Origin of the sequence: Kosakonia pseudosacchari (genome assembly GCF_900184035.1) — a bacterium.
Lineage (GTDB): Bacteria > Pseudomonadota > Gammaproteobacteria > Enterobacterales > Enterobacteriaceae > Kosakonia > Kosakonia pseudosacchari.
In genome coordinates, this window is record NZ_FXWP01000025.1 from 290,296 (window position 1) to 302,476 (window position 12,181).

A 12,181-nucleotide genomic window follows, 5' to 3' on the forward strand; every position below is an offset into this window, starting at 1 on the left:
CCATTACTGCCGCATTCGGCGAAAAAAAAGAAGGTAACAAGCATGTCTACTAAAATGAACGGTATCGTTAAATGGTTCAACGCTGAGAAAGGTTTCGGTTTCATTACTCCGAAAGATGGCAGCAAAGATGTATTCGTACATTTCTCCGCTATCCAGAGCAATGCATTCCGTACTCTTGAAGAAAATCAAGAGGTTGAGTTTACTATTGAGAACGGCCCGAAAGGTCCGGCTGCGGCGAACGTGATTCCGCGCTAAGGATTTAGAATTATTAACCATATTCATTTTCGCTGCCCGTGCTGCCACGGGTCGCAATACCGAACTTCCTGTTTCGATATGACTGAGAAAAATCCGGCAGGTGCCAAATGTATTTTTTGCAAATCAGCAATGATCACATTTGATAATATCACCGCATTTGTTCAGGCCAGCCAGGCACCACGGGAATTCCGTAAATAATAAAAAAACAGGTCAGTTTTCTGGCCTGTTTTTTTTATGTTGAGCAATTAACGCCATTTGTTTCTGCGATATACCCAACCCGCACGCGAATTACTCGTCCATTAACATAATCATTTTGATCGACCGGTTGCTGGTTAGCTGCCAGGTCATCTGCCGGTAGTGCAACTCGCCTTGCTGCGGATGATGAAAAACGCGCTCGCCCCCCTCACGCACTACCACTTGCTGGCGCGACCAGAACGCGCGAAATAATTCGCTATCGTTGCTTAGGCTTTGCACAAACTGGTTTAGCTCTTTGTCGTGCGGGTAGTGCATCGCGTCCGCGCGTAACTCGGCGACAATCCGGCTGGCGCGTGTTTCCCAGTTGGCAACCAGCGTTTGCGCCAGCGGATGGCGAAACATAAAGCTCATCATATTCGGCTGGGCGTCGTTATCCAGCCAGCCGCTGAACAGTGCCTCAGCGGGTTTATTCCACGCCAGCATATTCCACGTCAAATCTAACAAATAGCAGGGGCAGGCCATCTGATTCACCGTGGCCAGCACCGAAGATTCGACAGTGATGACGTGCTCTTCCTGCGGATCGTTTTGCAATGCCAGGTGAAACAAATACTTGCGTTCTGCGGCGGTCATTTTTAACACGCTGGCGATATTCGACAGGGTTTGCGGCGAAACGACAATATCCCGTCCCTGTTCAATCCATGTATACCAGGTGGTACTGATACCGCTAAGTTGCGCCACTTCTTCCCGCCGCAATCCGCGCGTGCGCCGCCGCCCTTGCGCCGGCAAGCCAATATCCGCAGGCGCGGTGTTTTCCCGCTGCGATCGCAAAAAAGCGCCAAGGGTTTTCGGCCCGGCAAATAAAGTACTTTCCATGGGTGGTACTCACTAATACCAGTATAAGTACACATATTGTACCCCTATAAAGGCGGTCGTATAGTCGCCAAAGAGCAACTTTTTGTCGTGCTAAAAAAGGAAGAAGAGAATGGCGATTAATCATCATGAGTTAACAAAAAAGCAGTTTGGCGATCAGGCCCAGGCGTACCTGACCAGCCAGGTGCATGCGCAAGGCGCAGATTTAGTGCGTCTGGTCGAGTGGCTGCATACTGATGCGGATGCCTCGCTGCTGGATTTAGGCTGTGGTGCCGGGCACGCCAGTTTTGCCGCCGCAGGCGTGGTGCGCGAAGTGACAGCGTATGATTTGTCTGAAAAAATGCTGGCGGTCGTGCGCCAGGCGGCGAGCGATCGTCAGTTAAACAACATCACCACTGCACACGGCGCGGCGGAAAAGCTGCCCTTCGCCGACAATACTTTTGACGTGGTGATCAGCCGCTACTCGGCACATCACTGGCATGATGTCGCACTCGCGCTGCGCGAAGTAAAACGTGTGCTGAAACCCGGCGGGAAATTTATCCTGATGGATATCGCCTCGCCCGGCCGCCCGGTGCTGGATATCTGGCTGCAAACCATTGAAGTGCTGCGCGATCCGTCCCATGTACGCAACTACTCCCCGGCCGAGTGGCTGCAAATGACCCAGCAAAGCGGCATGCTGGTTGAGAAGATGGTTTCTGATCGGCTGGCGCTGGAATATCACGCCTGGGTGGAACGCATGAACACGCCGGAAGTATTACGCGCGGCGATCCGCTATCTGCAAAATCAAAGCTCGGATGAGGTGAAAGCGCACTTTCTCATTGGCGACGATGGCTCATTTACGTCCGACACGCTGATGTTTCAGACGCGCGCGTAAGCAAAGCTGGTGCGCCCACCACGCGGGGCGCACCGGTTTCTTAGCCAATCGCGTTACCGATCACATCACGAATGCGCTGGGCAATGTAGCCGACATGGGTTTCCAGTGCGAAATGGCCGGTATCAAGCAACTCGACCACCGCATTTGGGTTATCGCGTTTATAAGCGTGCGCGCCTGGCGGGATAAAAAACGGATCGTGCTCGCCCCAGATTATCAGGGCGGGTGGCTGATGAGTGCGGAAAAAGGCCTGAAACTCCGGGTAGCGCTTCAGATTGTTGGCGTAATCGAGAAACAGATCCAGCTGGATCGCTTTATTCCCGGGGCGCTCCATCAATAATGTATCCAGTTGATAACCTTCCGGTGCGACAGTTTCCGGGTCGCGCACGCCGTGCAGATACTGCCATTTTGTCCCTTCCAGATTGAGGATCGCGTCGTGAACGACCTGGCGGTTTTCCGCTGTCGGCGCGTGCCAGTAAGCCTGAACTGGCGCCCATGCGTCGCCTAAACCCTCCAGATAGGCATTGCCATTTTGCGAAATAAACCCGCTCACCCGCTGCGGATAATGCAGCGCCAGCCGCAATCCGGTCGGTGCGCCGTAATCGAAAACATACATCGCGAAATGTTGCAAATTCAGCGCATCGACAAAGGCAATCAACGTGTTTGCCAGCCCATCAAAGCTATAGGTGTAATGGCGTTCAGCGGGGACTTCAGTAAAGCCGAAGCCGGGCAGATCCGGGGCGATAAGGTGAAACTTATCTGCCAGCAGGGGAATCAGTTCGCGAAACTGATGCGAAGAGCTGGGAAAACCGTGCAGCAGCAGTAATACCGGGTTTTCGGGGTTACCGGCTTCACGATAAAACACATTGACGCCATCGGCGTTTGCATACTGATAGCGAACCGGGAAATGCGTGTTGGCAGCCATATCGTCACCTCTTTTGAAACCATTAAAAGTTAATTTATAGGGTTACTTCGACGCTGAGTATGGCGAAAGAATGTAACTGTGTAAAATCTATTTTATCGGTTACAATGTTCGCATTAAAAACCAGGGGAGAGAAAAACCATGACAGCAGCCACATTACCCGGCGCGGAAGGCCCGTGGTTTATTGCCGAAGATCACGCGCTGGATTTCATTAACACGCTGGCGATGGCGGAAAAATCGCCGCATGACTTTTGGCAATCCGATGACGATGTGCGCCAGTGGTTACGGCACATCGGTTTGCAGGTTAACGCGATGGCAAAGTCCGGAGAGTTGTTGACTGAAGCGCGTAAGTTGCGCGCAGTGATCCGCCAGCTTGTCGAAGAGAAAAAGCACGGGCGCGAACTGTCGCTGGATGCGCTGAATGGCTGGCTGGCGCAGGCGCAAAGCCACTTACGCCTCGACGTTGATGAGCAAGGCGCACCGCAAACGCAGCGCGTTTATCGCCTTGATACACCGCAGCAAGCGCTGGCACCGGTCGCCGAGCAGGCGGCGGCGTTACTGGCAAACGGGCAGTTTGACTATGTCCGCCAGTGCGAGCACCCGGATTGCACCCTGTGGTTTTACGATAAAACCAAAGCGCATCGCCGCCGCTGGTGCAGCATGGCGCTGTGCGGCAACCGGGCGAAAGTTGCCCGGTTTCGGGCCAAAAACAATTAATACGTGGGCAGCATGCATCACTCGCGCTGAAATAAGCGCTTTGCACGTAGTCCTCGCGCAACGTCTGCCTTAACACCGAAAATCAACGGCGTCGATATTTCATATCTCACCGCGACCAATGCCAGCCACGCGGTGATCGTCAGCGGTTTGCCGGAATTGACCGCGCAAAATGTCACTTTGCGGCACAGTAATATCGCCGCCAAATACGGTATGTGAATGGGCAGGGGAAAACGGTGCATATTGAGGCGCAGCAAGGGGCAATCCCGGAACTATGCCCGCAGTCGGCGTTGAAAATGAACTGAGGGAGTACCCGGCATAGCTAACTGCCGGGCAAAATGATGGCTTAGCGCGGGATAATATTCTCCGCTTTCAGGCGGTCAAACAGCGCGGTGAAGGAGTCCAGAGTGCTGCGATAACCGGTAAACCCGGCTTTGCGGCTCTTGCTCATGTCGGCAAAGGCTTCCATCGGGCGACCGAGATCGGCATCAGTGTGCCACCAGGAGGCCAGCTTACCGATGTCCGCTTCTGCCAGTTGATACTTGTCCGCGATCTCTGTCCACGCGGCTTGCGCCTCTTGCATGCGCCCTTCCAGCGGCATCATGCTCGCCGGGAAGGCGGCCGCTTCAATGCCGAAATAGGCCGCCAGCCGTGGCCATAGCCAGTTCCAGCGAAACACATCGCCATTTACCGCGTTAAAATCTTCGTTCGCGCCGCCGTCGCTCACCGCCGCCCAGATCAGTTGTTCTGCCAGTAAACCGGCGTCGGTCACATCGGAAACACCGTTCCACTGCTCCGGTGAGCCGGGGAAGATAAACGGCCAGCCTTTTTCGCGGCACAACGTGGCATAAACCGCCAGCGTCAGGCCCATGTTCATTGCATTGCCGAGCGCATACCCGATGATGCTGTGCGGGCGATGTACGCTCCAGCGATAACCGTATTTTTTCGCCCCGGCGAACACTTCATCTTCCTGGGCATAGTAGAAATTATCCACGTCCTGGCGGCCCTGCTCTTCGCGAAAAGGCGTTACCGGCACATTGCCTTTGCCGTAGGCTTCGAACGGGCCAAGATAGTGTTTCATACCGGTGACCAGCGCGACATGCGCCCCGGCCAGGCGCTCGCCCAGCGCCTCAATGACATTTTTCACCATCGCGCCATTGACGCGAATATTGGCTTTTTCATTCTCCTGGCGCGCCCAGACGCTAAAGAACAGCGCATCGGGTTTCCCATTTTTCAGCGCCTCGTTGACCGCCGCCGCGTCGGTTAAATCCGCCGTCAGGCTGGTACAGCCCGTCGGAACCGCGCCGCGTCCGCGTGATAAACCTGCAACCTGCCAGCCTTCTGCCAGCAGTTTTTCTGCCAGCGCTCGCCCAATCACGCCGCTGATGCCGACAATTAATGCTTTTTTCTGCATGAGATGTTCCTCTACGTTTCGTCTACCTCACAGGCTAATAGAGAATTAATTTCTTATCTCTGGTATTAATTCACACCATTCGTAACGTAAATTCACTAATGCCATGAGCGATCAACGTCTGAAAGATATCGTCCCCTTTGTTGCCTGCGTCGAAGAGGGGAGTTTTACCGCTGCGGCGGCGCGTCTGCATCTGACCGGCTCGGCGGTGAGTAAAAGTGTCGCCCGCCTCGAAGCGCGGCTGGGTTCGCGTTTGCTGGAGCGCACCACGCGCCGCCTTGAAGTCACCGATGCCGGGAACGCGTATTACCAGACCTGCATTCGTATCCTGGAGGAGCTGGCGGAAGCCGAATCCGTGCTGGCGGCACATCGCACCATTCCCTCCGGGCGGTTGCGCCTCGCTGTGCCGAATACCTACGGGCGGCTGGGCGTGATGCCGCTGCTGATCCCGTTTTGTCAGCAGCACCCGGAAATTGATCTTAGCCTGACTTTCTCCGATCGTTTTGTCGATCTGTTCGATGAGGGGATCGACGTTGCTGTACGCATCGGGCAAACCGTCGATCTGCCCGCATCGCTGGGGTGCAGACAAATTGGTCGTGAAAGGATGGTGTTTTGCGCCGCGCCCGATTACCTGCAACGCACCGGAATACCACAAAGCGAGGCGGAGCTGATGCAGCACAGGGCCATTCTTTATGAGCGGGTGGATGGCAGTACTAAACCGTGGCTATTTACCACCGCCGACGGGCACCCGGAGTGGCGCAGCGTGCCATATCGCATGGCACTCGGCGATGTTGATGCGCAGGTACAGGCGCTTTGCGCCGGGTTAGGCGTCGGACAGATGCCGACCTGGCTGGTGCATGCGCACGTGCAGCGTGGCGAGTTGCAGGTGATTATGCCGCAATGCCAGCCGCACGGGCTGGCGCTCACGCTGGTGTGGCCGCGCCGCAAACAGCTGTTGCCAAAGGTGGACGCGTTACTGATAGCGCTCAGCGCGCTGGAGATATCTCCGCCGCTTGCCGCACCCGCACTTGACCAATGACAAGGCGCCAGGGAGCCGACTCTCTTTATAATCAGCCCCGTTTCCCTTCTCACTGGTGTGATTTATGGCTTACCAACTCAACCTCAACTGGCCGGAATTTCTTGAAAAATACTGGCAAAAGAAACCCGTTGTCCTGAAACGCGCGTTCCTGGATTTTGTCGACCCGATTACGCCAGACGAACTGGCAGGGCTGGCGATGGAGCCGGAAGTCGACAGCCGCATTGTCAGCCATGTGAATGGTCAGTGGCAGGCGTGGAATGGCCCGTTTGAATCGTTTGATCATTTAGGCGAAAAAGACTGGTCGCTGCTGGCGCAGGCGGTCAACCACTGGCATATGCCGTCTGCCGAGCTGGTGAAGCCGTTTCGCGTGCTGCCGGAGTGGCGTTTTGACGATCTGATGATCTCCTACTCCGTGCCGGGCGGCGGCGTTGGCCCGCATATTGACCAGTATGATGTGTTTATTATTCAGGGGATGGGCAGCCGCCGCTGGCGTGTGGGCGATAAACTGCCGATGCGCCAGTTCTGTCCGCACCCGGCGTTGCTGCATGTTGATCCGTTCCCGCCGATCATTGATGAAGATCTGGAGCCGGGCGACATTCTCTATATCCCGCCAGGATTCCCGCATGACGGTTTTACTCACCAGGAAGCGTTCAACTACTCAATTGGTTTTCGTGGGCCGAACGGCCGCGATCTGATCAGCAGTTTTGCTGACTACGCACTGGAAAACGACCTCGGAAACGAGCATTACAGTGACCCGGATTTAACCTGCCGCGAACATCCCGGCCGGGTAGACGCGTACGAGCTGGAGCGCGTGCGCAATATGATGATTGAGTTGGTTAGCCAGCCGGAACATTTCAAACAGTGGTTTGGTAGCTTTATCTCCACGCCGCGCCACGAACTGGATGTCGCACCGGAGCCAGACGATTATCGCGTTGAGGAAATTGTCGATGCGTTAAAAGAGGGGCAGGTGCTGACGCGTCTCAGCGGTTTACGCGTGCTGAACGTTGACGGCAGCGTCTTTATCAACAGTGAATATCTGGACACCGCAGATGCGCAAGCCGCCGATGCGCTGTGCCGCTACACCATTATCGGCCTGAAAGAGCTGGGCAACGCGCTGGATAACCCGGCTTTCGCCCAGGAGCTGACCGATCTGGTGAATCAGGGTTACTGGTACTTCGACGAGTAAACGTTACTCGTGCTTTCAGCAAGAAAGTGACTGAGCATGTAAAGTGTTCAGTCACTTCAAATCCCGTCAAAAATAAAATCCATCGCATTGCGGATCACGTCGCGCTGGGCATTCATACTGCACACTTCTTCACCCAAAATCGCCAGGCTGACGCCTGCAAGATCGTGGGTCAGTAACAAATACGGTTTCCCTTCGATCTCCAGCACCGGGTTTAACCGCTCAACCCGGCGGCGATCTTTGTAATCCGCCAGAGGGCAGAGCGGGATCACCACCCGTGAGTTCATGCTACCGATAATATCGCTCTGTACATCCAGCAGAAACGGGAAGTCCCGGCTGTTACTTTTGTTCCGATAAACCGAATATTGCATGGATTAAAACTTCCTGTGTTCATCCGAGAAGTGGCCGCGTTCGGCAATAAATTCATTTAAATCGGCAATGGCGGCAGCATTTTCGCGCTTCCAGCGCTCAGCTTCCAGATTACGCAGTTCGCCTTGCAGAGCGTTCGTCAGCGTTTGCGAAAGGTTAATGCCTTCTTTGCGCGCTTGTTCCAGTAGGTCGCGCTCGACGGTCACGCTGACATTTTGCTTGTTTCTCTGTTTAGCTGCAGTAGCAGGCATGATGTCCCCTCCTGTGTATGAATGTGTGTAGTATACGCAGGTGTTTGCATGTCATCTAGACAGAATTTGTACAATAACAACACGCGGCAGACAGAAAGAATTGCCCGCTTAGCGGGCAACATCTTTATCTCGCGACGATAAAGCGCTTATCGTCGTCGATATAGCTCTTTTCATCGGCGGCCGCGACAATCGAACCAAAATTCATCTCTGCGCGCAGCTTCCAGCTTTCCGGGATCTGCCACGCGGCGCGAACATCAAGATCAATTAACGGGTTGTAGTGTTGCAGATTCGCGCCAATGCTCTTTTCCGCCAGCGCCAGCCACACCGCGTACTGGGCGATACCGCTGCTCTGTTCTGACCAGACGGGGAAATTATCGGCATAAGCGATGTACTGACGTTGTAAGTGAGTGACCACTTCCTGATCTTCAAAAAACAGCACAGAACCGGCAGCAGCGGCAAAACCGTCGAGTTTATCGGAGGTGGCGTGAAAGCTCTCCGCCGGGATCACTTTACGCAACTGGTCGCGCACCATCTCCCAGAAGCGATCGTGCTCTTTACCGAGCAGGATCAGCGCCCGCGAACTTTGCGAGTTAAACGCCGACGGCGCCTGGCGGATGGCCTCTTTAATGATGTCAACCACCTCATCTTCGGCGATGGGTAAATCTTTGCCGAGGGTATAAATAGTTCTGCGCGCTTTGGCGAGCGAGAGGAAGTCGTCCACGGCAACGTGGGCAATCCTCGGTTTTAACTCCGCTTCCAGCAATGCCTGGGGCTTGATGGCCGGCGGAGCGTCATCGGTGCGGGCGAGTGTCGATTTCAATATTTGCTGAAACGGATCCATCAGGTGCGGCTCCTGTCATGCGCGTCAGTGGGGGTAAAAGTGTCATTATCAGAGCATAAGCCAGAGCATTTCCATCCTTCAAATAGATGAAGGAAAGCGTGGTATTTGGCGCATAAAAAAGAGGTGTCACGGCACCACTCTCGTGATGATATGGAAAAGGACGAGGCTGTTGAGATAATCCTGAAGGTCCCATTCATCTCTTATGTGATAGATTTTCAACTTACAGGTGAAATAAGCTCAATAATATTCAACAATAATCGGAATGCGTTAATTCATCTTTATATGCAGTCATTGTTTCGAATAAAAATATCAATGACGAAAATCGGCGAAGTAAAAATATATTAACCGGGAAATTCAAAAAGAGGATTAATTTCACTTAAGGTAAATTGACTTATTTGGACAGGCCTTCTCTATGATTTTTAATGGAATAAAGTATCCCATAAATCAATCGCGCGTTCTGGCCACGTTGCCGCGAGATAAATAATACGCCGCATGAAAAAGCCTGATGAAATCGTGTACAGTGTGGTTATTATTACTTCTGGTGATAAAAGACCTTGATAAGCAGGCGTAAAACCGGCTCTCTGAGATAAGAGGGTGGGTAAAAAACCGCCCCAAAATGCGCGTTAATCTTATTCACTTTCATCGGGTTAGCGCGCACCTTAGCGAATTAGATAGATGTATTTTTGTGGTGAATATTTCTTGCCTTCACCACGCTGACCAGGCAAGTTGTTGCGCGCGTAGCGGGCCATGCGGAACAGAAACCATGAATAATGAAAAAAAACGGCTGGATCACCGGGAAGAAGATGCGAAACATCTCTTCGAATTGCTGCACAACAATTCTGACTGGGTGTGGGAAGTCGACGCGCAGGGACGCTATACGTGGTCTTCCGATGTCGTCACGGAATTGCTCGGCGTACCGCCCAGCGAGGTGATTGGCAAAACCCCTTTTGATTTTATGCCGCCGGGCGAAGCGGAACGCGTGGCGGGCGCGTTTGGTGCCATTGTAGCGGAGAAGCGTGCGTTTTCTGGCCTGGTCAACCGCAATCAGCGTGCCGATGGCAGCATTGTGGTGCTGGAAACCAGCGGTATCCCGCTGTTTGATGAGCAGGGCGAGCTGCGCGGTTATCGCGGCATTGATCGCAATATCTCCAACCTGGGCGAGCGGGTGCTGCAACTGGAGACCATTTACGAAACCACGCCGGTGGCGCTGTGCATGATTGATCGCCACGGGCGTCTGGTGATGTCCAACAAGGCGATGGCGAAATTGCTGGGTGAGGCGCTGGAAACAGAGGATCACTTTCAGCGTTTAATGCCCGATTACTGGCCCTTTTTCCTGGCGGATTTCGGACTGGCGGATAAAGGCGAGGCGCTGCCGTCACGCGAGTTGGGCTGGCGCGATCGCTGTTACGATATTCAGGCCGTACCGGTACATGACGCCATGGATATGGTGGTGGGGTTGTCGGTGACGTGGGTCGATATCACCGAACGTCGCCAGGCGGAGCACAAGCTCGCCAGCGCGAACAAAGTGTTACAACAGTACGCGCAACACGATCATCTGACCGGGTTGTTTAACCGGCGCTATATGGATGAGTGTCTGCTGAGCGAGATTTCCCGCGCCTTGCAGGATGATTTCCCGCTGTCGGTGTGTCTGGCGGATATCGACTATTTCAAAAACTACAACGATACCCAGGGGCATCAGGCCGGGGACGATTGTCTGCGCCTGGTCGCCCGCACGCTCACCTCGTCACCCTTGCGCAGCGGCGATAATGTCAGCCGTTACGGTGGCGAAGAGTTTCTGATTATCCTGCCGGGAACGAACCTGATGCAGGCGATGAATGTCGCCGAAGATGTGCGTGGCAATATCAACGCGCTTAGCGTGCCACACGCGGCCAGCCCGACCGGTTTTTTGACCATCAGTATCGGCGTGGCGACATTGCAAGGCGGGCAAGTGCCCTTTGAAGATAAACCGCTGCATATGATTGCCAGCGGTCTTATTCACCGGGCCGATACGGCGCTGTATGCCGCGAAAAAACAGGGCCGCAACCAGGTGGTATCCGCGTGGGACAGCCCGTTCACGTCGCAGGGAGCCTGATGGCTCCCCGATTGATGTGATTACGCCAGCGCGTTTTTCCAGTCGGCAATCAGATCGTGTTCATCTTCAATGCCCACCGACAGGCGGATCAACTGCGGTGTGATGCCGTTTGCCAGCCGCTGTTCAAGCGGAATTGACGCATGAGTCATGCTAAACGGCTGGCTGACCAGGCTCTCCACACCGCCGAGGCTTTCCGCCAGCGTGAACAGTTTCAGCTTATTGATAATCTCTGTTGCCCGCGCGTCATCGCCTTTGATGACCACCGAAATCATGCCGCCCGGCAGCGCCATCTGTTTGCGCGCCAGCTGATATTGCGGGTGCGATTCCAGCCACGGAAACCACACTTTCTCCACCTGCGGTTGCTGTTCCAGCCAGCGGGCAAGCGCCAGCGCGTTGCTGCTGTGGCGTTCCACGCGCAGGGAAAGCGTGCGAATGCCGCGCAACGTGAGGAAACTGCTGAACGGATCGAGCACGCCGCCGACGGCGTTTTGCAGATAACCGAGTTTTTCGGCCAGCGCCGGGTTATCACCGACCACGGCCAAGCCGGCAACCACATCCGAGTGCCCGTTCAGGTATTTCGTGGCCGAATGCACCACGATATCAAACCCTAACTCCAGCGGGCGGTGGATAACCGGCGATGCGAAGGTGTTATCCGCCACGCTGAGAATATTGTGACGTTTGGCGATAGCGGCAATCGCCGCCAGATCTGCCAGTTTCAGCAACGGGTTGGTGGGCGTTTCCACCCAGATCATTCGTGTATCGGGGCGAATCGCGGCGTCGAGGCCAGCGAGATCGTCCGGTTTTACCCAGCTCACCTGTAACCCGGCGCTGCGGCGGCGCACATTTTCAATCAGGCGGTAAGTGCCGCCGTAAACATCATCAATCGCCACCAGATGGCTGTCTTTATCCAGCAGTTCCAGCACCGTGGAGATACTGGCGAGGCCGGAAGCAAACGCGTACCCGCGCGTGCCGCCTTCCAGCTCGGCAATCGCCGTTTCCAGCGCGTGGCGTGTCGGGTTGCCGCTGCGCGAATATTCGTAGCCGGTGTGTTGCCCCGGCGCAGGCTGCGCGAAGGTGGAGGTGGCGTAAATCGGCGGCATCACCGCGCCGTGTTGGTCGTTGAATGCGCCGCTGTGGACGCTCTGCGTTGCCAGTGTTTTCATTTTAT

14 protein-coding genes are annotated in these 12,181 nt (G+C 54.7%); 7 read left to right on the forward strand and 7 right to left on the reverse strand.

Annotated elements, in window-relative coordinates:
• Positions 1 to 42: 42 nt before the first annotated feature.
• Positions 43 to 255: a transcription antiterminator/RNA stability regulator CspE gene (gene cspE / locus BN2591_RS19935; RefSeq protein ID WP_086873559.1), complete on the forward strand. Its 213-nt coding sequence runs from the start codon at positions 43 to 45 to the stop codon at positions 253 to 255.
• 9 nt (positions 256 to 264) lie between these two features.
• Positions 265 to 453 (forward strand): cold shock small protein YmcF, encoded by a 189-nt coding sequence (gene ymcF, locus BN2591_RS19940; protein WP_086873560.1) that lies wholly within the window; start codon positions 265 to 267, stop codon positions 451 to 453.
• A 90-nt stretch (positions 454 to 543) separates the two neighbouring features.
• On the opposite strand, the gene BN2591_RS19945 is transcribed toward ymcF, so the two are convergent.
• Positions 544 to 1,323 (reverse strand): helix-turn-helix transcriptional regulator, encoded by a 780-nt coding sequence (locus tag BN2591_RS19945; RefSeq protein ID WP_086873561.1) that lies wholly within the window; start codon positions 1,321 to 1,323, stop codon positions 544 to 546.
• Positions 1,324 to 1,432: 109 nt separating this feature from the next.
• Between BN2591_RS19945 and BN2591_RS19950 the strand changes: the two genes are divergently transcribed.
• Positions 1,433 to 2,194, forward strand: a complete 762-nt coding sequence (locus tag BN2591_RS19950; protein ID WP_086873562.1) for a class I SAM-dependent methyltransferase — start codon at positions 1,433 to 1,435, stop codon at positions 2,192 to 2,194.
• Between the two features lie 40 nt (positions 2,195 to 2,234).
• Here the strand turns inward: BN2591_RS19950 and BN2591_RS19955 are convergent, their stop codons facing one another.
• Positions 2,235 to 3,116, reverse strand: a complete 882-nt coding sequence (locus tag BN2591_RS19955; RefSeq protein ID WP_086873563.1) for an alpha/beta fold hydrolase — start codon at positions 3,114 to 3,116, stop codon at positions 2,235 to 2,237.
• 138 nt (positions 3,117 to 3,254) lie between these two features.
• Here BN2591_RS19955 and BN2591_RS19960 point away from each other — a divergent pair, with 138 nt between their 5' ends.
• Entirely contained in the window at positions 3,255 to 3,830 is a 576-nt protein-coding gene (locus BN2591_RS19960; protein WP_086873564.1) for a CGNR zinc finger domain-containing protein, read from the forward strand.
• Positions 3,831 to 4,173: 343 nt separating this feature from the next.
• On the opposite strand, the gene BN2591_RS19965 is transcribed toward BN2591_RS19960, so the two are convergent.
• Positions 4,174 to 5,241, reverse strand: coding sequence for an SDR family oxidoreductase (locus BN2591_RS19965; RefSeq protein WP_086873565.1), 1,068 nt, complete (start codon positions 5,239 to 5,241; stop codon positions 4,174 to 4,176).
• A 103-nt stretch (positions 5,242 to 5,344) separates the two neighbouring features.
• On the opposite strand from BN2591_RS19965, the gene BN2591_RS19970 reads away from it, so the two are divergent.
• Positions 5,345 to 6,277 carry a LysR family transcriptional regulator gene (locus BN2591_RS19970; RefSeq protein ID WP_086873566.1) on the forward strand — a complete coding sequence of 311 codons (933 nt, stop codon included), beginning with the start codon at positions 5,345 to 5,347 and terminating at the stop codon, positions 6,275 to 6,277.
• Between the two features lie 64 nt (positions 6,278 to 6,341).
• Positions 6,342 to 7,463, forward strand: coding sequence for a ribosomal protein uL16 3-hydroxylase (locus BN2591_RS19975; RefSeq protein ID WP_086873567.1), 1,122 nt, complete (start codon positions 6,342 to 6,344; stop codon positions 7,461 to 7,463).
• A 56-nt stretch (positions 7,464 to 7,519) separates the two neighbouring features.
• Here the strand turns inward: BN2591_RS19975 and BN2591_RS19980 are convergent, their stop codons facing one another.
• From BN2591_RS19980 to BN2591_RS19990, 3 genes are all read right to left on the reverse strand, one after another.
• A complete protein-coding gene (locus BN2591_RS19980) occupies positions 7,520 to 7,831 on the reverse strand; it encodes a CcdB family protein (RefSeq protein ID WP_086873568.1) in 312 nt (103 codons plus the stop codon).
• Positions 7,832 to 7,834: 3 nt separating this feature from the next.
• Complete coding sequence (locus BN2591_RS19985; RefSeq protein WP_086873569.1) at positions 7,835 to 8,080, reverse strand: type II toxin-antitoxin system CcdA family antitoxin; 246 nt, start codon at positions 8,078 to 8,080, stop codon at positions 7,835 to 7,837.
• Positions 8,081 to 8,204: 124 nt separating this feature from the next.
• Entirely contained in the window at positions 8,205 to 8,921 is a 717-nt protein-coding gene (locus tag BN2591_RS19990) for a nitroreductase family protein (protein WP_086873570.1), read from the reverse strand.
• A 763-nt stretch (positions 8,922 to 9,684) separates the two neighbouring features.
• Between BN2591_RS19990 and BN2591_RS20000 the strand changes: the two genes are divergently transcribed.
• On the forward strand, positions 9,685 to 11,013 hold the full coding sequence (locus BN2591_RS20000) for a sensor domain-containing diguanylate cyclase (protein ID WP_086873572.1): 1,329 nt from the start codon (positions 9,685 to 9,687) through the stop codon (positions 11,011 to 11,013).
• Positions 11,014 to 11,033: 20 nt separating this feature from the next.
• Here the strand turns inward: BN2591_RS20000 and BN2591_RS20005 are convergent, their stop codons facing one another.
• Positions 11,034 to 12,176, reverse strand: a complete 1,143-nt coding sequence (locus tag BN2591_RS20005) for a trans-sulfuration enzyme family protein (protein ID WP_086873573.1) — start codon at positions 12,174 to 12,176, stop codon at positions 11,034 to 11,036.
• Positions 12,177 to 12,181 lie beyond the last annotated feature (5 nt).